This window comes from Acinetobacter sp. WU_MDCI_Abxc222, assembly GCF_025514755.1.
GTDB lineage: Bacteria > Pseudomonadota > Gammaproteobacteria > Pseudomonadales > Moraxellaceae > Acinetobacter > Acinetobacter geminorum.
In genome coordinates this window covers 1-24,150 of the sequence record NZ_JAHPVG010000015.1, presented here as the reverse complement: position 1 = coordinate 24,150, position 24,150 = coordinate 1, and the positions used below count along the sequence as shown (strand labels likewise).

21 protein-coding genes are annotated in these 24,150 nt (G+C 38.9%); 12 read left to right on the top strand and 9 right to left on the bottom strand.

What is annotated here, in order from left to right; genetic code table 11:
- Positions 1 to 64: 64 nt before the first annotated feature.
- On the bottom strand, positions 65 to 1,030 hold the full coding sequence (gene dmeF, locus KTJ10_RS16425) for a CDF family Co(II)/Ni(II) efflux transporter DmeF (RefSeq protein WP_262442445.1): 966 nt from the start codon (positions 1,028 to 1,030) through the stop codon (positions 65 to 67).
- Positions 1,031 to 1,087: 57 nt separating this feature from the next.
- Between dmeF and KTJ10_RS16420 the strand changes: the two genes are divergently transcribed.
- Complete coding sequence (locus KTJ10_RS16420; RefSeq protein ID WP_002115414.1) at positions 1,088 to 1,351, top strand: metal/formaldehyde-sensitive transcriptional repressor; 264 nt, start codon at positions 1,088 to 1,090, stop codon at positions 1,349 to 1,351.
- 48 nt (positions 1,352 to 1,399) lie between these two features.
- Here KTJ10_RS16420 and mnmE read toward each other — a convergent pair whose 3' ends face one another.
- From mnmE to rpmH, 5 genes are all read right to left on the bottom strand, one after another.
- A complete protein-coding gene (gene mnmE / locus KTJ10_RS16415; protein WP_262442444.1) occupies positions 1,400 to 2,755 on the bottom strand; it encodes a tRNA uridine-5-carboxymethylaminomethyl(34) synthesis GTPase MnmE in 1,356 nt (451 codons plus the stop codon).
- A 90-nt stretch (positions 2,756 to 2,845) separates the two neighbouring features.
- Positions 2,846 to 4,606 (bottom strand): membrane protein insertase YidC, encoded by a 1,761-nt coding sequence (gene yidC, locus KTJ10_RS16410; RefSeq protein WP_069036319.1) that lies wholly within the window; start codon positions 4,604 to 4,606, stop codon positions 2,846 to 2,848.
- A 5-nt stretch (positions 4,607 to 4,611) separates the two neighbouring features.
- Entirely contained in the window at positions 4,612 to 4,932 is a 321-nt protein-coding gene (yidD, locus tag KTJ10_RS16405) for a membrane protein insertion efficiency factor YidD (RefSeq protein WP_003656027.1), read from the bottom strand.
- Positions 4,933 to 4,942: 10 nt separating this feature from the next.
- The gene (gene rnpA / locus KTJ10_RS16400) at positions 4,943 to 5,335 is read right to left on the bottom strand and encodes a ribonuclease P protein component (RefSeq protein ID WP_005063921.1); all 393 of its coding nucleotides are present in this window, start codon (positions 5,333 to 5,335) and stop codon (positions 4,943 to 4,945) included.
- A 29-nt stretch (positions 5,336 to 5,364) separates the two neighbouring features.
- A complete protein-coding gene (rpmH, locus tag KTJ10_RS16395) occupies positions 5,365 to 5,499 on the bottom strand; it encodes a 50S ribosomal protein L34 (RefSeq protein WP_000831329.1) in 135 nt (44 codons plus the stop codon).
- A 681-nt stretch (positions 5,500 to 6,180) separates the two neighbouring features.
- Here rpmH and dnaA point away from each other — a divergent pair.
- The 6 genes from dnaA (at position 6,181) to KTJ10_RS16365 (ending at position 13,944) form a co-directional block, all read left to right on the top strand.
- A complete protein-coding gene (dnaA, locus tag KTJ10_RS16390) occupies positions 6,181 to 7,590 on the top strand; it encodes a chromosomal replication initiator protein DnaA (RefSeq protein WP_017399672.1) in 1,410 nt (469 codons plus the stop codon).
- 97 nt (positions 7,591 to 7,687) lie between these two features.
- Positions 7,688 to 8,836: a DNA polymerase III subunit beta gene (dnaN, locus tag KTJ10_RS16385; RefSeq protein WP_069122199.1), complete on the top strand. Its 1,149-nt coding sequence runs from the start codon at positions 7,688 to 7,690 to the stop codon at positions 8,834 to 8,836.
- Between the two features lie 14 nt (positions 8,837 to 8,850).
- Positions 8,851 to 9,933, top strand: coding sequence for a DNA replication/repair protein RecF (gene recF, locus KTJ10_RS16380; RefSeq protein ID WP_069122201.1), 1,083 nt, complete (start codon positions 8,851 to 8,853; stop codon positions 9,931 to 9,933).
- Between the two features lie 52 nt (positions 9,934 to 9,985).
- Complete coding sequence (gene gyrB, locus KTJ10_RS16375; protein ID WP_032063553.1) at positions 9,986 to 12,454, top strand: DNA topoisomerase (ATP-hydrolyzing) subunit B; 2,469 nt, start codon at positions 9,986 to 9,988, stop codon at positions 12,452 to 12,454.
- A gap of 35 nt (positions 12,455 to 12,489) precedes the next feature.
- Complete coding sequence (cybC, locus tag KTJ10_RS16370; protein WP_032012809.1) at positions 12,490 to 12,882, top strand: cytochrome b562; 393 nt, start codon at positions 12,490 to 12,492, stop codon at positions 12,880 to 12,882.
- A 135-nt stretch (positions 12,883 to 13,017) separates the two neighbouring features.
- Positions 13,018 to 13,944, top strand: coding sequence for a hypothetical protein (locus KTJ10_RS16365; RefSeq protein ID WP_032012808.1), 927 nt, complete (start codon positions 13,018 to 13,020; stop codon positions 13,942 to 13,944).
- A 50-nt stretch (positions 13,945 to 13,994) separates the two neighbouring features.
- On the opposite strand, the gene KTJ10_RS16360 is transcribed toward KTJ10_RS16365, so the two are convergent.
- On the bottom strand, positions 13,995 to 15,923 hold the full coding sequence (locus tag KTJ10_RS16360; protein ID WP_086375815.1) for an ATP-binding cassette domain-containing protein: 1,929 nt from the start codon (positions 15,921 to 15,923) through the stop codon (positions 13,995 to 13,997).
- A gap of 253 nt (positions 15,924 to 16,176) precedes the next feature.
- On the opposite strand from KTJ10_RS16360, the gene KTJ10_RS16355 reads away from it, so the two are divergent.
- From KTJ10_RS16355 to erpA, 4 genes are all read left to right on the top strand, one after another.
- Positions 16,177 to 17,181 carry a putative solute-binding protein gene (locus KTJ10_RS16355; RefSeq protein WP_262442443.1) on the top strand — a complete coding sequence of 335 codons (1,005 nt, stop codon included), beginning with the start codon at positions 16,177 to 16,179 and terminating at the stop codon, positions 17,179 to 17,181.
- A 255-nt stretch (positions 17,182 to 17,436) separates the two neighbouring features.
- A complete protein-coding gene (locus tag KTJ10_RS16350; RefSeq protein WP_002115480.1) occupies positions 17,437 to 18,444 on the top strand; it encodes a putative solute-binding protein in 1,008 nt (335 codons plus the stop codon).
- 352 nt (positions 18,445 to 18,796) lie between these two features.
- Positions 18,797 to 19,801, top strand: coding sequence for a putative solute-binding protein (locus tag KTJ10_RS16345; protein ID WP_199114273.1), 1,005 nt, complete (start codon positions 18,797 to 18,799; stop codon positions 19,799 to 19,801).
- Between the two features lie 124 nt (positions 19,802 to 19,925).
- Complete coding sequence (gene erpA, locus KTJ10_RS16340; RefSeq protein WP_002115421.1) at positions 19,926 to 20,261, top strand: iron-sulfur cluster insertion protein ErpA; 336 nt, start codon at positions 19,926 to 19,928, stop codon at positions 20,259 to 20,261.
- Positions 20,262 to 20,321: 60 nt separating this feature from the next.
- Here the strand turns inward: erpA and KTJ10_RS16335 are convergent, their stop codons facing one another.
- Positions 20,322 to 21,164 carry an alpha/beta fold hydrolase gene (locus KTJ10_RS16335; protein WP_262442442.1) on the bottom strand — a complete coding sequence of 281 codons (843 nt, stop codon included), beginning with the start codon at positions 21,162 to 21,164 and terminating at the stop codon, positions 20,322 to 20,324.
- A 127-nt stretch (positions 21,165 to 21,291) separates the two neighbouring features.
- A complete protein-coding gene (locus tag KTJ10_RS16330; protein ID WP_017386211.1) occupies positions 21,292 to 22,419 on the bottom strand; it encodes an anhydro-N-acetylmuramic acid kinase in 1,128 nt (375 codons plus the stop codon).
- 61 nt (positions 22,420 to 22,480) lie between these two features.
- On the opposite strand from KTJ10_RS16330, the gene tyrS reads away from it, so the two are divergent.
- Positions 22,481 to 23,713 (top strand): tyrosine--tRNA ligase, encoded by a 1,233-nt coding sequence (gene tyrS, locus KTJ10_RS16325; protein WP_017481201.1) that lies wholly within the window; start codon positions 22,481 to 22,483, stop codon positions 23,711 to 23,713.
- Positions 23,714 to 24,150 lie beyond the last annotated feature (437 nt).

Below are 24,150 nucleotides of genomic sequence, written 5' to 3'. Positions count from 1 at the left end.
TTTAATCAGTTCAGTTTTTTGAAAACAGAACCGATTACCGAGTTATAACCAAACTCACACTCAGTTATGCCAATGTTTCACGTGGAACATAAATAGGTTTTAGAGTATTAATTTCTACCGATATATGCACAATTTCATCATGAATTGATAAAGCCTGACGAATCTGGTCTGCGGTTAAAGAAATATCATCAGTTTCGAGCGCCAAAATACAAGAAAACTTACCTTTCGCGACTTTCCAAACATGAATATCCGTAATTTCAATATGTTTAGGAAACTCAGCAATTACTTCACGGATCTCTTCAACTACCGGATGATCCATCTCTGCATCTAGAAGAGTTTTCCCAGTCTCTTTCATTAAGCCCAAAGACCATTTTGCAACTAAAATAGCACCTAAAATTCCTAAAAGTGCATCTAAAAAATCCCATCCGAAATATTTACCTGCAACAAGAGCAATGATTGCAAAAACGGAAGTTACTGCATCTGCAACCACATGTAAAAATGCAGCTTTTTGGTTTAAATCATGATGATGATCATGCTCGTGATGGTGATGGTGATGGTGATGGTGATGGTGATGGTGCCCATCATCATGAAGTAACCATGCGCAAATCAAGTTAATGACCAAACCTAAAATTGCAATCGGAATAGCTTCATTATAAAAAATTTCAAGTGGATTAAATAAACGTTGTATCGACTGAAACGCCATAAAAATGGCGACAACCATCAACAAAATTGCACTGCTATAACCCGCTAAAATCTCGATTTTCCAAGTTCCGAAACTAAACCGACGATCTTTGGAATAATGACGAGCTGCACGATAGGCAAAATAGGCTAAACCGAGAGCCAACATATGAGAACTCATATGCCAACCATCAGCCAGAAGCGCCATTGAATTAAAAAACCATCCACCGAATATTTCTAACACCATCATTGATGCTGTTAAAATCGCTGCAATCAAAATACGTTTTTGTGCAAGTGGATTTCCTTCATCAAACTGATGTTGATGATGACGTGATACACTATGATCCTGCATAATATTTAAACCCAATATACTCCCTACCAGTATATTAAATTATACAAGAGAACACAGATGAGCCACATTGGTCAGGATAAAAAAATACTTAATCGTGTAAAACGACTAAAAGGACAAATCAACAGCATTGAGCATGCTGTTGAACAGCCAGATATTTCATGCATAGAAATACTACAACAAGTTGCTGCAATTAAAGGGGCAATAAACGGTTTGATGAGTGAATTAATGGAACAGCATTTACATCACCACGTGCTCAAAGACGCACAAGTTGATCAAAATGAGCTAGATGAGTTTTTAAAGGTTCTAAAAAGATACGGTTAACGAGGTAACTGAATGACACAGCCATGTGCATCATTCAGAATTTTTTAATTATTTTCCGATACAGAATGAACCAAAAATCTTGCCTAATAGGTCATCGGCACTAAAGTCACCTGTAATTTCACCTAAAGCATTTTGGGCAAGGCGTAGTGACTCAGCAACCAGTTCACCTGCGTTAAACACAACAAGTTGCTCGCGTGCTTCTGAAAGATAGAGCTGTGTGCGCTTCATTGCGTCTAAATGACGTGTTCTTGCAATAAAGGTGTCTTCCTCAGGGTGAAAGCCTACATGCGCTGTAATCGCATCTACGAGGCCTTGTACGCCCATCTCTTGTTTTGCAGAAACGGTTATATGCCGGAACCCTTGAAAATCGCTTATTTCAGCTAATTGACCAGTTAAATCGCATTTATTACCAATTAAGATTAAACGACGCGGTTCAATATGTTCCGCAAAATACTCTTGAGCGAGTTTTAATGGGTCATCGCCTTGATTTAAATCATAAACCAGCAATAACAAATCAGCTTGTTCAATTTCTTTGATTGCTCTACGAATCCCTTCTTTTTCAACAATGTCACCTGTTTCACGAAGACCTGCGGTATCCGTTAGAGTGATTGGTAGACCATTTAAGCTAATTTTTTCATGTAGAACATCACGAGTTGTACCAGCAATATCAGTCACAATTGCACGCTCAACACCAGCAAGCGCATTCAACAAGCTCGACTTACCCGCATTTGGTTTACCAGCAATAACGACTTGTAGACCTTCACGTAATAATTGACCTTGTCGTGCAGAGGTTTGAACAGCATGTACCGACTGCTGAACATCTTCAAGTAAAGCTAAAATTTTGCCATCTGCCAAGAAATCGATTTCCTCTTCAGGAAAATCAATTGCGGCTTCAACATGCAGGCGTAAATGAATCAGTTTTTCTAAAACTGTATTAATTTTTGTTGAAAAAGCGCCTTGTAAAGAACGGACGGCAGAGCGTGCTGCAGCTTGTGAAGTCGCATCAATCAAATCGGCAATCGCTTCTGCTTGTACTAAGTCCATCTTGCCATTTTCAAAAGCTCGCATGGAAAATTCACCAGCTTTTGCAGCGATTGCGCCAAGCTCAAATAGACGCCCAAGCAAGGCATTTTGGATGACTGGACCGCCGTGACCTTGTAGCTCTACAACATCTTCACCTGTAAAAGAGTGCGGATTGGGAAAGCATAGAACAATCCCTTCATCCATAATGCTGCCATCAACATCATAAAACTTACGGAATCCCGCCATACGCGCTTCAGGCAATTTTTTTTGTGTCAGGTTTTGAGCAATTTCATAAGCTTTAGGTCCCGATAGACGAATCACGCCCACACCACCACGCCCTGGTGGCGTTGCAATTGCGGCAATCGTGGTTTGACTTTGCATATTATTCACCTAAAAACCTAAAATCCAGCCAAAGAAAAATCCGCCTAAGATTACCATCTTAAGCGGATTTATTCAGCAAAAGTTCAATGATTAAGAAGCTGATTCAGTCTTATTGATACGACTTTTCTCAACGCTCTTATTAATAAACGACTGCTGTAAAATAGTAATACTGTTGTTCACAATCCAGTACAGTACGAGACCTGCTGGGAAGAACAACATAAATACCGTGAACATAATCGGCATAATGCGGAACACTTTGGCCTGCATTGGATCAGCTGGTTGCGGGTTCAGCATTTGCTGCGCAAACATGGTAGCACCCATGATTAACGGCAAGATGAACCAAGGATCCATTGCTGACAAGTCTTGAATCCAACCTAACCATGGTGCATGACGTAATTCCACACTTTCCATAAGTACCCAGTACAAGGCAAGGAAAATTGGCATTTGTAGCAACAACGGTAAACAACCTGAAAGTGGATTTACTTGTTCACGTTTGTATAAAGCCATCATTTCTTGCGAGAAGCGCATACGGTCTTCACCGAACTCTTCTTTCATACGTTGCATTTCAGGTGCAATCACGCGCATTTTCGCCATAGAACGATAACTTTTTGAAGATAAAGGCCACAAAATCAATTTTACTAAAATAGTAAGTAAGATAATTGACCAACCCCAGTTACCCACAATGCTATGGAAGAATTGAAGACCTAAGAACAAGAGCTTAGCAATTGGCCATAACCAACCATAATCAACAGTTTGATTTAAACCAACAGCTAAATCTTTTAATTCAGATTGTACTTTCGGACCTGAATAAAGTTTTGCATCAACTTCCATTGAAGTGCCAGCAGGAACATTAATCACTGGTGAGGTAAAACCAATGATATTCATTTGATCCGCAGACTGACGAGATTCAAGTTTAGCTACATAAGGCTGACCGTTAGCTTGAGTCAGTTTAAGATTCCCAGGAATCCAAGCACTTACAAAATAATGCTGAACAATCGCAACCCATCCACCTTTCGCTTCAGTATTTACTTTTTCTTCTGAGAAATTAGCAAATTTAAGCTTGTTGTAATGTGCGTCAGGCGTTCCCCAAGCTCCACCTAAGAAAGTTCCTAGAGTGAAAATACCTTGAGAAGATTTACCTGGATCTTCAGAATTATCACGCTTTAATTGTCCAAACATCTGACCTTGCCAGCTTTGTTGGCTACGGTTAATCACTTGATGTTTTACAACAATTGGATATTGACCCTGGGTAAAGGTAAAAGTTTTAATGATTTCAACGCCTTCAGGTGTTTTAAATACCATTGGAACGTTTAAAACTTTTTCAGATTGACCCTTTTGGTCCTGTACACCTTTAGCATCAGCCAAAGTATATGATGTCTTTTCAACAGCATATAATGGACGACCACCACGACTACTATCTGGTCCATTCAAACCAATTAAGCCAGATTGAGCAACATATGTACGCTTGGCATCATTTTCAAGCATAACAAAAGGTTGATCGCTGTCTTTGCTTTTGTCGTGTGAGAGTAATTCAATACGAACAATATCACCACCTTTTGGATTGATCCAAAGATGATAAAGGTCAGTTTGTACTGAAATAAGCTGTTGATTCACAGGTGCAGTTGCATCTGTGGTTTGTGACTGCGCAATATTTGCTTGTGGCACATCGGAAGCCACTGTTGCATTTTTAGCATTTGGCAAATCAGCAGATACTTCATGCGAACTTACAGCTGCCGCTTGTTGTTGCGGTGCAGTTGCAGCATTTCCATAATCTTTTTGCCAAGCCAAAATGAGCAAATATGCGGTGACAAACATGGCCCCGAGAATTGCAAACCTGGCCCATTGTTGCATATCTATTACCCCAAATGGTTAGAGAGATTTTGCTTCAGTAAACGATCACGAAAGGGTACAGCAACATGATGCGTTTGAGAATCTATTTGATGAAACGAAATAAAACGAATTGCTTTTGGCGGTACCGGATCATATCCAGATCCTCCCCACGGATGACAACGACAAATCCGTTTAGAAGATAACCAAACGCCTTTTATCGCACCATGAGTTTGCAATGCTTCTATCGCATATTGGGAACAAGTCGGGATATAACGACAACGGGGTCCAAGAAGCGGACTAATCGCAATTTGATACAGTCGAATCAACCAACGTAGAAAACGGACCATTGGCTATCTCTTAATTCTGCGAGGTTGTGCCAACTTTAGAATGTTTTTTTGCTAAGCGCTGTAATTTTTGCCAAGCAAAGTCTAATTGTTGATATAGCTCAGCATTCGTAATCGTTTCTATACCAACTTTCGGCATCACCACAACATCTATGTCTGATCCAAAATTCGGCTGATGTAGACGAAAGCTCTCACGAGCAAGACGTTTTATTCGATTTCTTTCATGCGCTCGGCGCACTTTTTTCTTAGCAACAACAATACCCAAACGGCTTTTAGGCTGTTCGGTTAATTTTGCAAGAAATAAAAAATGGGGTTGATGCACTTTAAAAAGCGCACCATCAAATACACTTTTATAATCTGCAGCACAGCGTATTCGAACGTCTGTGCTAAAACTGTAAAGTGTCATCACACCCAAGTCTGGTCAGCGTAACAGTATTAAACAGTTAAGCTATGACGACCTTTTGCACGACGACGAGCTAATACTTGACGACCAGCTTTAGTTGCCATACGAGCACGGAAACCATGAACGCGTTTACGCTTTAATTCAGATGGTTGGAAAGTACGTTTCATATTGAAACTCCCAAAAATGATCTTTCTATAAAGGTCCGCGATTTTATTGTGCAATGTTTACGCTGTCAATGAAAAACCAAGAAAGTTTTGTATTTAACCCAAATTTTTAATCTCTTTAGTTCTTTTTATCCTTGCCATAATTCAGTGCAAAATATAGTTTTAAAAGTTATACACAAACTAATTGTCTATTTTTATTATAACTTTTAACATATGCACATCTTATATACATATTTATCAACAAAAGAAGATATCCTTTTGCTTTCGATTTGCTATATTTGAATTTAAATTCATATTTTGTAGTTATCCACAAAAGATCGTCACCCTATTAAATAAATTCAAATTTAGAAATTTAAATTTATTCTTATTAGGGAGCACTTTTTCTGTGGATTTCACACTTTTAAATTTAAAAAACATATATTTGAATTGTTGATAACTCTGTTTTTATTATATTTATGGATTGTGGATAAGTTTATGTGCTAATTTATCCACAGGTTGTGCAAAAAGTTATACACAAGCCCTTTTGAATTTAAATTTATTCACAAGAGATTTCTTTTTAGACAAAATCAAACGAAATCGTCATGACAGATGTGGATAACTTGGTTAGAATGGCGACCCCTTCTTATCAGGAAGGGTTAATCTTTAGATTATTTGAATTTAAAAACGCAGAAATAGGGGATACACATGCTTTGGACAGACTGCTTAACTCGCTTGCGACAAGAGCTCTCTGATAACGTCTTTGCGATGTGGATTCGCCCATTAGTTGCTGAAGAAGTAGAAGGAACACTGCGTCTTTATGCACCTAATCCTTATTGGACGCGTTACATTCAAGAGAACCATTTAGAATTAATTTCTATATTGGCCGAACAGTTATCAGAAGGGCGTGTACGTCAGGTTGAGATTTTAGTTGATTCTCGTCCTGGTAGTATTTTGTCTTCAGGTGAGCAGCCAGCAACTACAACTGCTGCTTTGCAAACTGCGCCCCAACAAAGTATTAAAGTAAAAAAAGAACCAGATTCTATTTCCAGTTCACCTACTACTAATAGCGTAGTGAACGCAAAAACACCGAAAAAGAAACTATTAAACCCCCAATTTACTTTTTCTTTATTTGTTGAAGGCCGTTCGAACCAGATGGCTGCTGAAACATGTAGAAAGGTATTAACACAATTAGGTGCTTCACAGCATAACCCTTTATTCTTATATGGTCCGACAGGATTGGGTAAGACTCACTTGATGCAGGCAGTTGGTAATGCTTTATTGCAAGCCAAGCCTAATGCACGGGTGATGTATATGACCTCTGAGAGCTTCGTTCAGGATTTTGTAAGTTCTTTGCAAAAAGGCAAAGTTGAAGAATTTAAGAAAAATTGCCGTTCTTTAGATTTATTGTTGGTCGATGATATTCATCTTTTAGCAGGTAAAGAAGCAAGTTTGGTTGAATTCTTCTATACATTCAATGCATTACTTGATGAATCTAAACAGATTATTTTAACTTCAGATCGTTATCCAAAAGAATTGACCGAGTTAGACCCGCGTTTGGTTTCTCGCTTTTCTTGGGGACTTTCTGTAGGCGTTGAACCGCCAGATATTGAAACTCGTATCGAAATTTTATTGAAGAAAGCCGAAAATAGCGGTGTTGATTTACCTCGAAACTGTGCTTTATTTATTGCTCAGCAAGTGGTTGCTAATGTACGTGAACTTGAAGGTGCACTTAATAAAGTTGTAGCAATTTCTCGATTTAAAGGTGCGCCAATCGATCTTGATGTTGTCCGTGAGTCTTTAAAAGATGTGTTGGCAATCCGTGCACGTACGATTAGTGTAGAAAATATCCAACGTGTGGTCAGTGAATATTTCCGTATTCCGTTAAAAGAATTGGTTGGCCCAAAACGAACTCGAATCTATGCGCGCCCACGTCAGTTGGCAATGGGACTTGCTCGTGAGTTAACTGGTGATAGCTTTCCCGAGATTGGAATGGCTTTTGGTGGGCGTGACCATAGTACCGTAATGCATGCCTGTGAAAAAGTTGTGAGTCTACGAGAAGAAGATCCGATTTTTGACGAAGATTATAAAAATCTACTGCGTTTACTTCAGAGTTAATGAAATAATAAGACGTTGTTGCAAAGTCTACGTAAGTGCAGCATAGTACACAGCTAAAAAATGAAATATTTGCTCCAAGTTGCTAGAGGAATGAATCGTGCGTTTGAAAATCGCTAAAGAAAGCTTACTCAATGTTTTATCGCATGTTGTCGGTGCGGTAGAACGTCGTCATACATTGAATATTCTTTCAAACGTCAAAATTCAGGCTAATGCTCAGGCACTCACCATTACTGGTTCTGATTTAGAAGTCGAGCTGGTTGCCAGTACTGTTTTAACAGAAGGGGCATGCATTGAAGCAGGTGAAACAACTGTTCCTGCTCGTAAGTTGATGGAAATTTGTAAATCATTGCCAACAGCTGCATTGATCGACTTACAAATTACTGAAGATCAAAGATGTATTTTAAAATCTGGTAATAGTCGTTTTGTTTTAGGTACTTTACCAGCAGAAGATTATCCATTATTGACCACTGAAAATAGTCAGGGTACACAAGTACAGGTCACTCAACGTGAGTTAAAGCGTTTATTTGAAAAAACTGCTTTTGCGATGGCTGTACAAGATGTACGTTTCTATTTAACTGGTACTTTATTAGAAATTGATGAAAATCAATTGCGTGCGGTAACAACAGATGGTCACCGTTTAGCACTTTGTGAAATTACAGCTTCTTCTACCTCATCTCAATTGGTTCAAGCAATTGTGCCTCGCAAAGCTGTGGGGGAATTACAGCGTTTACTTAGCATTGAAGATGAACAATTAACGTTGCTTATTGGCCGTGAATTACTAAATGTAACGATTAATACGCCAAGTCGTGATAAAGAGCAGGGTGATATCACTGTTCGCTTTACTACTAAATTGATTGATGGAAAATTCCCTGATTATCGTCGTGTGATTCCACGTGGTGGCGATAAACATGTATTAATTAGCCATGATGTGTTCAAACAATCATTACAACGCGTTGCAATTTTGAGTAATGAGAAGTTACGTGGTGTTTTCTTGAATTTTAATCAAGATTCATTACAGCTGCGTGCAAATAACCCAGAACAAGACGAAGCGATTGAAGATTTAGCGATTCAGTATCAAAACATACCACTTGAAATGTCATTTAATGCACAATATTTGCTGGATGTTTTAGGTGTGCTTGATGGTGATGATGTAAATATGAGCATGACTGAGGCAAATCAATCTGTATTGGTTCAAGATCCAGCACATCCTGATCAAACCTATGTCGTTATGCCGATGCGTGTATAATCTGGCTATCTAATATGCATCTTACGCGTTTAAATATTGAACGTGTGCGTAATTTAAAAACGGTTGCACTCCAAGGGTTGCAACCGTTTAATGTATTTTATGGCGCTAACGGTTCAGGAAAAACTTCAATACTAGAAGCAATCCATTTGCTTGCAACAGGGCGGTCGTTCCGTACCCATATACCTAAAAATTATATTCAGTACTCTGCTGACGATGCGATTGTCTTCGCACAATCTGCAACTGAAAAAATTGGCATGCAAAAGTTAGCCTCTGGTGAGCAGTTGATGAAGGTTAATGGCGATACGGTGGCTACACAAGGACAACTCGCTAAACTGCTTCCTTTGCAGCATATTGATCCACAAAGTACAGATATTATTGACCATGGGGCGAAACCTCGGCGGCAGCTTTTAGATTGGCTGATGTTCCACGTGGAACCAGAGTTTTATTTTGCTTGGCAATATTATTCTCGTGCATTAAAGCAGCGTAATACTTTACTTAAAACCAGACGGAATATTTCTCTAGCGGATTTAGAGCCGTGGAATAAAATGTTGAGTGATTATGGTGAAATTTTACACTCTCAGCGTTTAAGTATTGTGGAACAATGGAATGTCTTTTTTCAAAATGATTTAAGTCAATTGCTACCTGATCTAGAAATTGAACTGGAATATAGTCCCGGTTTTCATACAGAGCAGGGACTCATGCAAGACTTGCTGAATCAACACCAAAAAGACATCGAACGACGCTATACCGAATATGGTCCACATCGCGCAGATTTGCGCTTAAAAACCCCGTTTGGACATGCTGACGTTGTTTTATCAAGAGGTCAGAAAAAACTCTTGATTATTGCCTTAAAACTGTCACAAATTGCAATGTTGCATGCGAGTAATAAGGAAACTGTGGTATTATTAGATGATCTGACAGCAGAATTAGACTTAACCGCACAACAACGTTTAATTGAACGATTAAGCCAACTTGGTAGCCAGGTTTTTATGACAACTTTAGATCATGCATCGGTAAAAAAACACTTACATGATCTGTCTATTTCATATCAATTATTCAATGTTGAATCCGGTCAAGTTAGTCTTGCGTCACCATAATTTTTTGATGTTACCCATCTTTGAATAAACCTATATTTGCTAGGGAGAAACCATGAGTTCAGAGTCTCAATCAGCCTCTCAAACAGAACAAACCAATGAAAAGGCTTATGATTCCTCTAGTATTAAAGTATTACGTGGATTAGATGCAGTTCGTAAACGTCCGGGGATGTATATTGGGGATACAGACGACGGTACCGGTTTACACCATATGGTATTCGAGGTTGTCGATAACGCAATCGATGAAGCTTTAGCTGGGCATTGTGACGAAATTATTGTCACGATTCACGAAGATGAATCGGTAAGTGTTTCCGATAATGGCCGTGGTATTCCAACCGATATCCACCCTGAAGAAGGGGTGTCTGCAGCGGAAGTAATTCTTACGATCTTGCACGCAGGCGGTAAGTTTGATGACAATAGCTATAAAGTTTCAGGTGGTTTGCACGGCGTAGGTGTTTCGGTTGTAAATGCGCTTTCAAGTAAATTGCATTTAATTATTAATCGCGCTGGCCAAGTGCACGAACAAGAATATCACCACGGTGATCCGCAATATCCATTACGTGTGATTGGTGAAACGGATAGCAGTGGTACAACTGTACGTTTTTGGCCAAGTGAACTAACTTTTAGTCAAACCATTTTTAACGTTGAAATTCTAGCGCGTCGTTTACGAGAGCTTTCATTTTTAAACGCGGGCGTGCGCATTGTTTTACGTGATGAACGTATTAACCTTGAGCATGTATATGACTACGAAGGTGGTTTATCTGAGTTTGTAAAATACATTAACGAAGGTAAAACTCATCTAAACGAGATTTTCCATTTCACCGCAGATACAGAAAACGGTATTGGTGTAGAAGTTGCATTACAGTGGAATGAAAGTTATCAAGAAAACGTACGTTGTTTTACCAACAATATTCCTCAAAAGGATGGTGGTACTCATTTAGCAGGTTTCCGTGCGGCTTTAACACGTGGTCTTAACCAATATCTTGAAAATGAAAATATTCTCAAGAAAGAAAAAGTCAATGTGACAGGCGATGATGCACGAGAAGGTTTAACCGCGATTATTTCGGTAAAAGTACCTGATCCTAAGTTCTCATCTCAAACTAAAGAAAAACTGGTATCGAGTGAAGTAAAACCAGCGGTTGAGCAAGCAATGAACAAAGAGTTCTCTGCTTACTTACTTGAAAATCCGCAAGCTGCAAAATCGATTGCCGGTAAAATTATTGATGCTGCGCGTGCACGTGATGCTGCACGTAAGGCGCGTGAAATGACACGTCGTAAGAGTGCACTTGATATTGCAGGTTTACCAGGTAAATTGGCAGATTGTCAGGAAAAAGACCCGGCACTTTCTGAATTATATCTAGTCGAGGGTGACTCTGCTGGTGGTAGTGCTAAGCAAGGTCGTAATCGTAAAATGCAGGCTATTTTACCGTTGAAAGGTAAAATCCTGAACGTTGAACGTGCACGCTTTGACAAAATGATTTCTAGTCAGGAAGTGGGTACTTTAATCACTGCACTTGGCTGTGGTATTGGTCGTGAAGAATATAACCCTGATAAGCTTCGCTATCATAAAATCATTATCATGACCGATGCCGACGTCGATGGTTCGCACATCCGTACCTTGTTGTTAACGTTCTTCTTCCGTCAAATGCCAGAATTGGTTGAGCGTGGGCATATTTATATTGCTCAGCCACCTTTGTATAAATTGAAGAAAGGTAAGCAAGAACAATACATCAAAGATAATGATGCGTTAGAAACTTATCTCATCTCAAATGCGATTGATGAGCTATCTCTACATACCAATGCTGAAGCACCTGCAATTACAGGTGAAGCACTTGCGAAAGTGATTCAGGACTATCAGGTTTCACAAAAGAGCTTACAGCGCTTAACTTTACGTTATCCAGCTAGCTTACTTGATGCTTTACTTGAAGTAGAAGCATTCAAGAGTGATCAAAACCATGATGAAGCTTATGTACAACAATGGGCAGATCAGGTACGCGATATCATTACCAGATTACAGCCAAGTTTACGTCCAGAAATCTCTTTAGAGGCATTTGAGCGTGAAAATGCTCAAGGTGAAAAATCTGCGCATTATTGGCCGCGTATTACTGTCTATGTTCATAATCTGCCGCATGCGTATTTGCTTGATGCAGCTTTATTGAATTCAGCTGAGTATGCACGTTTACTCAAAAACTCGAAGAGTTGGTTCACTTTACTTGAAGAAGGTGCTTTTTTACAAAAAGGCGACCGCCGTATTCAAGTGGCTAACTTCCATCAAGTTTGGCAACATATTTTGCAAGATTCTCGCCGCGGTATGATGATCCAACGCTATAAAGGTCTTGGAGAGATGAATGCTGAACAGCTGTGGGAAACAACAATGGACCCTGAAAACCGTAATATGTTGCAGGTGACAATTGATGATGCGATTGAAGCAGATCGTATGTTCTCTTGCTTAATGGGGGATGATGTTGAACCACGTCGTGCATTCATTGAAGAGAATGCTTTAAATGCGGATATTGATGCTTAATTCATAACATGATTCTAAATCAGTCTAGGGAGAGAATGATGAGTCAGAAATTATTAGCTAGTCTTTTAATTTCATGTGCGGTTTTAGGAAGTTCTGCTGTTTCGGCGGCAGACCTAGAAACGAATATGAAAACTTTAGCTAAGAGTACTAAAGCATTTGCTGAAGCGAAAGATGCTGCTAATGCGAAACAACAACTTGTTGTAATGCGTGAAGCAGCAGTTTCTTCTAAGCAATATTTGCCGCATAAACTCGAAGGTTTGCCATCAGAAAATGTAAAGGTAAAAGAGTATCAAGCTGGTTTAGATCAGCTTGTTGCCGAAATTGATAAAGTAACTGTTTTAGTTGAGCAAGGACAATTAGATCAAGCCAAAACTGAAGCAATTAATTTAGTCAAAATACGTAATGAAAATCATAAAAAATTTAGATAATTGATTTTTTATGGTAAAGGGCTAATCATCATTAGCCCTTTTTTGTATCCGAAAAAAGTATTTTGTTTAACAAGTAAACTATTCGAAGTTATATTCTCTATGCGGTACTTACTAATAACAATAGGAAATATAATTATGAAAAAAATACAAAAACTCTTATGCATTGGAATCATATTTTTTAATTGTTTATTTCAACTGCATGCTGCGATAGCCCCCACCTTTTATGGAAAATTAGTATTTCATCGTTATAGTAATTATGAGGCATGGGACAGTAAGCTTTATCTTTATAACTTCACAACACAGCAGACCACATTACTCGGCGCAAATTGGAAAATTGACCATATGATGAATGGCCATTTCTCTCCAGATGGAAAATGGTTAACGTTTATGGGAGTGAATTCTGGACAGCATTATGGTGATGCATGGGATGTATATGTGTGGAAGGTCGGAAGCACTGAGTTACCTATTAACTTAACTCAAGGCAATAATAAGCGCGATGAAGACCCTAAATTTATAGATAACCAGCGTATTATTTTTAAACAAAATGGCGATCTAAAAATCATTAAAATGACGGATCGGACGATGACTTCTGTGACTCAAAATGGTTGGGATATAGAAGAATCGATGCCTTATCCGATGGTGAATACCACTCAAATTTTGTATGCAAAAGGTGCTGGAAATAATTCTAGAATTTTTAGTATTGATCAGTCGGGTGCTTATGATACACAGCTGACCAATATCGCTTCATATTATCCAGTATGGTGGCAAGGAAGTCGGTTCTTATATGTGCGCTGGTATAGCCCAACAAATCCTCATGACCAGATCTATATTTATGATATGGCTAATAAACAAACTACACGTTTGCCATTTAACAATATTAATTATGATACTTCCGATCCAGCTCCTTTAGATCAGCGTTACATGGTGGTGTCTCTTGCAGGACAAACAGGAAGTCGAGGCGGATACGATTTATATATCGCTGACAGCTTATCAAGCAATGTGTGGCCTTTACCGATAAATACCAATTTAAATGAATTAGGGGCTTTTTATACGCCTTATTAACAAATAAAAAAGCCGATTAAGAAATCGGCTTTTTTATTTTAGAAAATGGATTAATCAAAAGAAGCTTCCATTTCTTCTAATTCCATCATGAGTTCCAAAAGCTGCTCTTCGTGTTGCTCAAGTTTAGCTTTCAGCTCTGTCTGCTCATTCATAAGTTTGAGTAGATCATCCTTACGTGCAGCCTCATATAAAGATGTGTCTGCTAAGGATTCTTCAATTTTGGCGAGCTGCGGTTGTAGCTTTTCAATTTGTGATTCAACCTTTTCAATATTTTTACGAATAGGTCGAGTCTGTTCACGACGGCGAGCTGCTTCTTTACGCTGTGCTTCTTTATCAACTTTAGCCGGCGCTGGAGCGGCAGAGGATGAGTCATTCTGTGCTACAGCAGTCTGAGCATTGATTTGTTGCTGACGTGCTTCACGTAGCCATTTAGCATAGTCCTGTAAATCACCCTCGAACTCAGTACATTTACCGCCGTGTACCAAAAGAAGCTCATCACATACACTCGCAATAAGTTGGCGTTCATGGGAAACCAGAACAACGGCACCTTCAAAATCTTGTAATGCCATGCTCAATGCATGACGCATATCAAGATCTAAATGGTTCGTCGGTTCATCGAGAATTAAAACATTTGGACGCTGCCATACAATCAGTGCTAGAGCTAAACGAGCACGTTCTCCACCAGAAAAGCTTTCACATGGTGTATCCATGCGTTCACCGCTAAAGCCAAAACTACCTAAGAATGAACGTAGAGTGGCTTCACTAATTTGTTTATCTGCTATACGGGCAAGCTGTAGCATTGGACTAGCATTGCCATCTAAAGCATCCATCTGGTGCTGTGCAAAATAACCAATGTTAAGCAGTTCGGAAGCTTTACGTTCACCTGCCAAGAGTGGTAAATCACCAACCAAGCTTTTAATCAGTGTTGACTTACCTGCGCCGTTCATACCCAGTAAACCAATACGTGAGTTTGGTGTAATTTGTAATCTAATTTTTTCGGCTATTTGTTTATCGCCATAACCAATGCTGGCATTGTCTAAAGTCAGCAATGGTGAACTCATTTTAGTCGGTTCACGGAAACTAAAAGTAAATGGCGTATCAACATGAGCTGGTGCAAGTTGCTGCATGCGCTCAAGTTGTTTAATACGACTTTGTGCCTGACGAGCTTTAGTCGCTTTTGCCTTAAAACGGTCAATAAACTTTTGTAGATGAGCACGTGTTTCTTGCTGCTTCTCAAAAGCTTGTTGTTGCTGGGCAAGACGTTCACTACGCGTGGTTTCAAATGTAGAGTAGTTCCCCGTGTAAAGTGTGAGTTCCTGATTTTCAATGTGAAGAATGTGATCTGTAATCGCATCTAAAAAGTCGCGGTCATGCGAAATTAGAATGAGTGTACCTTCATAGGCTTTAAGCCAATCTTCTAACCACAGAATTGCATCCAAATCTAAGTGGTTTGTTGGCTCATCCAGTAACAGTAGATCAGAACGACTCATGAGGGTACGCGCTAAATTTAAACGCATACGCCATCCACCTGAGAAGCTCTCAACATTCAAACGTAATTGATTTTCTAGAAAGCCCAGACCTGCCATGAGCTGCGCAGCTTTAGATGGCGCTGAGTAACCATGAATTTCATCAAAGCGGCCATGCAATTTAGCCAATTCAAAATCACTCAGTTGATCTGGTTGAGCAAGCTTATTTTGAATATCCCAAAACTCTTCATCACCTGAAAGAACAAAATCAATTGCAGGCATATCTAGGGCTTTTACTTCTTGCGCCATATGCGCCACGGTCCAGCCTGAAGGACGAGTGAGTGAACCTTCATCAGCACCTAAACTTCCAAGTAATGCAGCAAATAAGGTCGATTTACCTGCACCATTCACCCCAGTTAGACCAATCTTCCAACCTGGGTGTAATTGCATAGACGCTTTTTGAAATAGAACACGTCCACCGCGGCGTAAAGAAACTTGGTCAAATTGAATCATCTTATTTTATCGAGGTGAGTTAGGGATGCTGTATTTTAAAGAGAACTGTCGATGAAAACAAAACTTTCCGGATTTTAGTGAGCAGTCGTTAATAATTGCATATATCAAGACATTCTAAATCTTGCTATTCATCCGAAATTTTCAAAATATTGAACGAGATAGAATACTTTTAAAAAAATATGGCTAAAATAAAAACAGTTTGAAATTTGGTTGATTAATGAGCTGCTAATAAAACTAGACTAAGGAAAGTCAAATGAAAAAAAGATTGGGGATGATTGGCGCAGCATTTTGCTGTGCTGTGGGGACAGTGCATGCAGGGCAAAATGTTTGTGTGTTTGATTTATTGGGCAAGTCAGGTGAATCCTATAAGATGATGGAAGAGTGGGCGCTTGCAGCGAAAGAATGGCAAGCAGATATCACTTTAATTCCATTTCAAGATGAAGGCTTAGTTGACCGTAAACTGCGTGAAGGTAAGTGCGATGCCGCTTATATGACTTCCATGCGGGCGCGAAACTACAATAAATTTGCAGGTTCGATTGATGCTATTGGGGGAGTAACCAGTAATGCAATTGCCCAAAAAGCCATCAGTTACGTTTTAGATAAGCGTAATAAACATCGTATGGTTACTGCACAAAATGGAACCAATTACGAGGTCGTTGGTATTGTTCAGATTGGATTGGCTTATTTATTTGTGAGAGATAAAAACCTCAACTCAATTGAAAAAGTACGTGGGACTAAATTTGCTATTTTGCAATATGACGCAGCACAAAAAATTATGGTGGAAAGCGTTGGTGCTAAGCCTATTCCTTCAGAAATTACCGATTTTGTGAAAAAGTTTAATAGTGGCCAAGTTGATGCGATTGCTGCACCCGCTTATGCTTATAAACCTTTAGAGATTGGCAAAGGGGTTGGAACGAAAGGAGCAATGTTTACTTTTCCCGTGGTTAATGTTACGGGTGATTTAATTGCCCGAAGTGATAAGTTCCCCACAGATTTCGGTATAAAGTCTCGTGCTTGGTTTACACAACAATTACCCCAGAACTTTGCCATGGTAAAACGGCTAGAAATGGGCGTATCCTCAAAAATTAAAATGAACTTTTCTGTAGAAGACAAAACTAAATATCAAAAAATTTTACGTGAAGGCCGTCTCAATTTAACAAAACAAGGCGTATACGATGCAACAATGATGAGTGTACTGAAACGTGCCCGCTGTACAGTTGAACGGACAAATTTTGAATGTACTCTTAGTGGTGAGTAGTTTATTTTTTAAACACAAAAACGCTACATATATTTCAAAGCTGAATATGGGTATGAAAATTGTGAATATAAAAAGTAACTTACGGAAACTTAGTGATTTTTACTGCTAATAAATAAATTAAATCGAACAAACAATGGTTCAATGAGATAAAAATATTTGAGTAAAAGCTCTATTTTTTTCTAAAAAACATGATTAATATCTGTGTTTGAAAGGAAACTTCAAACAAAAAATCTGTTCCGTGGAAGGATGAAGAAAATGAAAAAAATCGTACTTGCTATGGCTGCCGCTTCTGTTGTTGGTTTTTCTGCTTCAGCGCAAGCAGCGAGTACCGTATGTGTATTCGACCTCTTAGGAAAAGCAGGCGACTCATATAAAATGATGGAAGAATGGGCTCTTGCTGCAAAAGGCTGGGGTACTGAAATTAACTTAGTTCCTCGTCAGGACGAGGCTGTTGCTGATAATGATTTTAAAGCGGGTAAGTGTGATGCTGTGGCAATGACAGCAATGCGTGCACGCCAATATAACAAATTCGCAGGATCTATCGACTCACTTGGTGGTGTTCCAAATAACCAAATCGCTCAACGTGCAATTACCTATGTATTAGATGCGCGTAATGCAGCAAAAATGACCACAAATATGGGTGGTAAAAAATACGAAGTTGCTGGTATTTCTCCACTAGGTTCAGCATTCATTTTCGTACGTGACAAAAATATCAACTCTGTTGAAAAAGCTGCGGGTAAAAAATTCGCTGTACTTGGCTATGACGATGCACAAAAAATTATGGTGCAACGTGTAGGTGCTCAAGCAGTTCTTTCTGATATCTCAAACTTTGCTGCTAAATTTAACAATGGTCAGGTAGATATGGTAGGTGCGCCTGCTTATGCTTACAAACCATTAGAATTAAATAAAGGTTTAGGCGCAAACGGTGTAATGTGGAACTTCCCTGTATTACACGTTACAGCAGATCTAGTATTACGTTCTGATAAATTCCCAGCTGGTTTTGGTCAAAAATCTCGTGACTGGTTTGTTAAACAGTTACCGAAGAGCTTTGCAATGATCAACCGTTTAGAAGCGCAAATTCCTGGTAAATACAAAATGAACTTAAGTGCAGAAGATAAACTTAAGTATCAAAAAATGTTGCGTGATGGCCGTATGGACTTAACTAAACGTGGTGTTTACGATGCTGGAATGATGTCTGTACTCAAAAAAGCACGTTGTTCTGTAGACAAGGCTAACTTTGAATGTTCAATGCCTGGTGAATAATCCTAATTTCCTTCAGAAAGCCTAGACTGAGTTCTAGGCTTTTTGTTTTCTATGTCCTGTCAATTCTGCCATTGTGGTTAGTTAGAAAGACGTTAAGCTAAATTTAGATAAAAACTTCATAAGGAAACATGAAGGTATAAAAATGGATCAAGGACTTGAGTGATTAAAATAATTGCTAATAGGTAGGTTAATAGCTATCTATTTTTCATGGAAATAAAATCATAAAAGCAAATTCGGTCTATAAAAATATTCCAACATGATTTTTATATGAAGACTATCCGATTCACTCCTTATCGGTGTGAAATTTCTTGGTATCGAAAAACAAAAACTCCACAAGGAAAGGAAAAAGAATATGCAATTTTCCAAAACGCTATTACTTGCGCTGGGACTTACAACAGTTTCTTTTGCAGCCGAGGCTAAACAAACAGTATGTGTTTTTGACTTCGTTGGTAAAAATGGCGATGTCTATGCGCTGATGAAGGATTATCAGCTTGCCGCTAAAAACTGGGGAGCTGATATCGAGCTTAAAGTAAACCAGAATGAAGCCGTGATTGCTGAAGATTTTAAAGCGGGTAAATGTGATGGTATTAGCGTGTCAGGAATGCGCGGGCGTCAATTCAACTCATTTACTGGTTCATTAGATGCAATTGGTGCGATTCCAGATCTCAAACTTGCTGTTAAAATCATGCAAGGCTTAGCGAGCCAAACTTTTAGTAAATATATGGTTAATGGACGCTATGAGGTCGTCGGTATTATTCCCGTTGGTGATGCTTACCTTTTAGTAAATGACCGTAGCATCAATACAGTAGCGAAAGCAGCCGGTAAAAAAATCGCTGTGCTTGATTATGATGAAGCACAAAAAATTATGGTTCAGCAGGTCGGGGCACAGGCTGTTAGTGCTGATGTAACAAATTTTGGTGCGAAATTTAATAATCATCAAGTTGATATTATTGGTGCGCCAGCAGCAGCATTTAAGCCTTTAGAACTACAAAAAGGTTTAGGAACAAAAGGTGCGATCGTGAATTATCCGATCTTACAGGTCACAGGAAATATTATTATCCGTCCTGATAAGTTCCCAGCTGGTTTTGGTCAGAAATCTAGGGAATGGGTTTCGGGTCAGCTGCCACGTGCTTTTACTATCTTGGGTAAAATGAAAGCTGATATTCCACAAAAATACTGGATGGATGTCCCAGCAGCCGATAAGCCAGGCTACCAAAAGCTTATGCGGGAGTCTCGAATTAACCTTACACAACGTGGTGTATACGATAAACGTATGATGAAACTCCTTTGGCAATTCCGTTGTAAGCAAGATGCTAAAAACTTCGAATGTGGCTTACAGGATGAGAATTACAAATAATCTTGATAAAAATACTCAAGATTCGCTTTAAACTTCGAAGACAGACCCTATATTGATTATGCTATACTCAATATAGGGTCTTTTTTATTTTGAAAGGCACAGCAAAATCCGAGGAACAATCATCATGAATGCCCAAGCTCTAGTTTTGACAGATAATGCTGCCAATAAGGTACGCCAACTCCGTGATAGTGAAGGGAATGACGATCTCATGTTACGTGTATATGTAACAGGAGGCGGGTGTTCAGGGTTTTCGTATGGCTTCAATTTTGCTGAAAGCGTAAATGAAGATGATGCAGAATTCGTAAATGGCGATGTAAAAATGCTGGTTGACTCACTTAGCTATCAATATTTAATTGGCTCAGTAGTTGACTATGTAGAAGGTCTTGAAGGTTCGCGTTTTATCGTACAAAACCCGAATGCAACAACAACATGTGGTTGTGGTTCTTCATTCTCGATTTAAAAGAATTTTAAAATTTAAAAAACCTCTCTATTTTGAGAGGTTTTTTTATTGATCAGATCATTATCTTTTACAGACAGATTCTAAAAAATATTGCACAAGTTCAGGTGCATTCTGATATGGAATCCAATGCGACGCATCCATAAAAACTGCTTTATAACTATTTTTAAAATAATGTGAGTTTAGCTCGGCGCTTTTTTCTGTAACGGCAATATCATGTTTACCCCAAATAAAAAGAGTTGGAACATCTATGGCTTTAAACGGATTTTGAGGTTTGTCCCAAAAAAAGCCACGATACCAATTCAACGCCGTAGTTAATCTATTTTCTTTTATAAATTCAGTCTCGAATATAGCAATTTGCTGTTCAGTCATGCCTGATGACTTTAGAAACTTACGACCCAATTTAGGTATCTTTTTAAATAAAAGTTCTGGCAGAATGGGTAGCTGAAAAATTGCAAAATAATAAGATTTAAAAAGTTGTCTGCTGCTTAAACAAGCTTTTAAAAAAGCAGCTTGATGGGGCACAGAAACTAAAGTGAGATGCTGAATATATTGTGGATACTTCATAGCAATGCCCGAAGCGATTGCCGAGCCCCAGTCATGCCCAATTAAATAAACTGGCTGGCCAAGCTGCTCAATGAAACTTGCCACATCTTCTACAAGTTCACTCAATGAATATTGAAATCGGCTTTGAGGCCTAGCATTTAAACTATAACCACGTTGATGAATTGCAAGTGTTCTAAATTGATGCTGATGCAATAATTCAGAGGTTTGCTCCCAACTATGAGCAGTTTCTGGAAAACCATGCAATAAAACAACGAGTGGACCATGTATAGGGCCTGAATCAATTACATCGAATGTCCAAACCCCACGTGTGTATTGATGAATACGTTTGGTCAGATCCATGAAAACATGCCTTAAATCATTTTTGTTGGCATTTATCATGAGTTCTTATGCTCATTTACATAACAGCATTTCGGGTCAGTAAATGTGCTATGAGGTCGAATCTGACCAATCAAATCGATAAATAGCTTTATACCGCCGTGATCGTACCTAGAATTCTGAAATCCGAAGCACCTGTTACTGCTGGCAAATTACCACTTAAACCATCTACAAAGCGCATTGCTAACCATGCAAATGCTGTAGCCTCGACCCAAGTAGGGGAAAGTCCTAACACATCGGTAGGTTGAACAGACCAATTATGTTTACGTAAACGCCAACGTAATTGCTCTAATAAATAAGAGTTATAAGCACCACCACCACAAACATACACTTCGCCTGTTTCCATCTCAGAGCGATAAATTGCTTTTTGAATTGCACGCACAGTGAGTTTTAATAGGGTTGCTTGGATGTTTTCAGGTGTATCTTCTAACTCATCATAAGTTAAATCATTTCGCCAATCGATTAACTGATCATCCAACCAATCAATATTAAAGTCTTCACGTCCTGTGCTCTTAGGCGGTTCTTTAGAAAAATATTCATGTGCATGGAGACGGTCGAGTAAAGAGCGAATAGGGTGACCATAGGCAGCCCAATCACCATTTTCATCATATGGATGACCTGTATGGCGATGGCACCACGCATCCATCAAAATATTTGCAGGACCTGTATCAAAACCAAATACACCGTCACTGTTATTGGCAGGCAGCATACTCACATTAGCAATACCACCCAAATTCAAAATTACACGATGAATACTTGGATGTTGAAATAATGCTTGATGGAAAGCCGGAACCAATGGCGCGCCCTGACCGCCTGCTGCCATATCTCTACGACGGAAATCTGAAACAACCGGAATCTGAGTGATTTCAGTAATGATGTTGGGATCGCCAATTTGTAACGTAAATCCATGTTCTGGACGATGACGAATAGTTTGCCCATGCGACCCAATTGCTTTAATTTGGCTACGGTCTAATTGGTGCTTTTCAATGAGAGTATTAATCCCATGACCAATCATTTGGGCTAGAGCAACATCAGCTTTACCCATGCGGTCAATTTCATTATCATCAGGTAAAGTTAATGCCATAAGCTCATCACGTAACTCGGGTTCGAATGGAACTGTAAGAGTGGCATGAAGCTGTAGTGGCTCAAATGAAGCCGCTACAATATCTACACCATCCATACTAGTGCCAGTCATTACGCCGATATAGATTGCGCTCATATGCAACTTCCCCTGCAAGACGCTGAAAAAATGTTAGTATATCGCACAAATTGAATAACTGATGTGTTTAGGTTTTGTGATGTCAAATTTCTTGCCCGCCGAAGAACAGCTTGCCCTCATCCAACGAGGCACGCACGAAATTATTTCAGAAGAAGATTTACTGAAAAAGCTTAAAGAGAATCGCCCTCTTAAAATTAAAGCTGGTTTTGACCCTACAGCACCAGATTTACATTTAGGACATACGGTTCTTATTAATAAATTAAAAACTTTCCAAGATTTGGGCCATGAAGTTACCTTCTTAATTGGTGACTATACAGCGATGATTGGTGACCCAACTGGTAAAAGCGCAACTCGTCCGCCGTTGTCACGTGAACAAGTAGAAGCTAACGCTAAAACTTATCAAGAACAAGTATTCAAGATATTAGACCCGAATAAAACAAAAGTACGTTTTAACTCAGAATGGTTTAATCAAAAGTCTGCTGCTGACCTTATCCAATTAGCAAGCCAGCAAACCGTATCACGTATGTTAGAGCGTGATGATTTTACAAAGCGTTATAGCAATCATCAGCCGATTGCAATTCATGAGTTTTTATATCCTTTAGTTCAAGGTTATGACTCAATTGCGCTTGAAGCTGACGTTGAGTTAGGCGGTACAGACCAAACCTTTAACTTACTTATGGGTCGTACTTTACAAAGCCGTTATGGCCAAGAATCTCAAGTGTGTATCACTGTGCCGATTCTAGAAGGTCTAGATGGTGTAAATAAAATGTCTAAATCTTTAGGTAACTATATTGGTGTATTTGATACACCAGGGGCAATGTACCAAAAAGTTTTATCAATGCCAGACTCTTTAATTGAACGCTATTTTGATTTATTAAGCTTTAAATCTCTTGATGAGATCAAAGCTCTATTGGATGAAATTGCTGCTGGTCGTAATCCGCAAGAAGTAAAACGTATTCTTGCGCTTGAGCTAGTTGAACGCTTCCATGATGCAGAAGCTGCTGCTAATGCCCATAAGAGTGCTGGTAACCGTATTACAGAAGGTGAAGTACCTGAAGACACACCAGAAGTGACTATTTCACTTGGTGAGTTTGGAGGAGAAATCTTTATTGCTACGATTTTACGTGTAGCGGGGCTAAATCCGAATGCAGCTGCGGCAAAAGATGCGGTAGCTCGTGGTGCGGTAAAAGTTGACTGGAATGCCGTTGATGCAAGCTTCTCTGTAAAAGAAAAAGGAAGCTTCATTATTCAATCAGGTAAAAAAGCAATTGCACGTGTAATTTTCACTGACTAAGAACATTATATAGTTAAAAAAGCAGGAGTAATCCTGCTTTTTTTATTTTTGGATCATAAAATCAATTAAGCGTTCCACGTGGAACCATCTAAACATAATTAATAATAAATGAAGTAAGTTAAAAATAAGAAGAAATATAGCTTGGAATAGAGTATTTGCTCTATGGTTTCTAAGGAATCAAGGGGCTATATATGTCTATAAGCTGTATTGAAGACATATAAAATGTAAGATAGGCCAAATTCTTGAATATAAAAATTAATAAAAAAGTATTGGAAATGCCTAAAAAAAAGCCATATATATCACTTTTTTTGCAAAATAGTAGAAAAAAACGGCACTCAAGTGAAAAAGGCTAAAATACCCCTTGCAAAGGGAATGTAATGGTCTATAATGCACATCCATCGGCGGTGATGCAGATAGAAACTTGTTGAAAAACAGTT

Bases quoted from the DNA above. Each gene is read 5' to 3' on its own strand.
- yidD (WP_003656027.1), bottom strand. From the start codon at position 4,932: ATGGTCCGTTTTCTACGTTGGTTGATTCGACTGTATCAAATTGCGATT.
- gyrB (WP_032063553.1), top strand. From the start codon at position 9,986: ATGAGTTCAGAGTCTCAATCAGCCTCTCAAACAGAACAAACCAATGAA.
- rnpA (WP_005063921.1), bottom strand. From the start codon at position 5,335: ATGACACTTTACAGTTTTAGCACAGACGTTCGAATACGCTGTGCTGCA.
- KTJ10_RS16345 (WP_199114273.1), top strand. From the start codon at position 18,797: ATGCAATTTTCCAAAACGCTATTACTTGCGCTGGGACTTACAACAGTT.
- KTJ10_RS16335 (WP_262442442.1), bottom strand. From the start codon at position 21,164: ATGGATCTGACCAAACGTATTCATCAATACACACGTGGGGTTTGGACA.
- KTJ10_RS16330 (WP_017386211.1), bottom strand. From the start codon at position 22,419: ATGAGCGCAATCTATATCGGCGTAATGACTGGCACTAGTATGGATGGT.
- dnaA (WP_017399672.1), top strand. From the start codon at position 6,181: ATGCTTTGGACAGACTGCTTAACTCGCTTGCGACAAGAGCTCTCTGAT.
- KTJ10_RS16355 (WP_262442443.1), top strand. From the start codon at position 16,177: ATGAAAAAAAGATTGGGGATGATTGGCGCAGCATTTTGCTGTGCTGTG.
- recF (WP_069122201.1), top strand. From the start codon at position 8,851: ATGCATCTTACGCGTTTAAATATTGAACGTGTGCGTAATTTAAAAACG.
- tyrS (WP_017481201.1), top strand. From the start codon at position 22,481: ATGTGTTTAGGTTTTGTGATGTCAAATTTCTTGCCCGCCGAAGAACAG.
- yidC (WP_069036319.1), bottom strand. From the start codon at position 4,606: ATGCAACAATGGGCCAGGTTTGCAATTCTCGGGGCCATGTTTGTCACC.
- KTJ10_RS16365 (WP_032012808.1), top strand. From the start codon at position 13,018: ATGAAAAAAATACAAAAACTCTTATGCATTGGAATCATATTTTTTAAT.
- dmeF (WP_262442445.1), bottom strand. From the start codon at position 1,030: ATGCAGGATCATAGTGTATCACGTCATCATCAACATCAGTTTGATGAA.
- cybC (WP_032012809.1), top strand. From the start codon at position 12,490: ATGATGAGTCAGAAATTATTAGCTAGTCTTTTAATTTCATGTGCGGTT.
- rpmH (WP_000831329.1), bottom strand. From the start codon at position 5,499: ATGAAACGTACTTTCCAACCATCTGAATTAAAGCGTAAACGCGTTCAT.
- KTJ10_RS16420 (WP_002115414.1), top strand. From the start codon at position 1,088: ATGAGCCACATTGGTCAGGATAAAAAAATACTTAATCGTGTAAAACGA.
- KTJ10_RS16360 (WP_086375815.1), bottom strand. From the start codon at position 15,923: ATGATTCAATTTGACCAAGTTTCTTTACGCCGCGGTGGACGTGTTCTA.
- erpA (WP_002115421.1), top strand. From the start codon at position 19,926: ATGAATGCCCAAGCTCTAGTTTTGACAGATAATGCTGCCAATAAGGTA.
- mnmE (WP_262442444.1), bottom strand. From the start codon at position 2,755: ATGCAAAGTCAAACCACGATTGCCGCAATTGCAACGCCACCAGGGCGT.
- KTJ10_RS16350 (WP_002115480.1), top strand. From the start codon at position 17,437: ATGAAAAAAATCGTACTTGCTATGGCTGCCGCTTCTGTTGTTGGTTTT.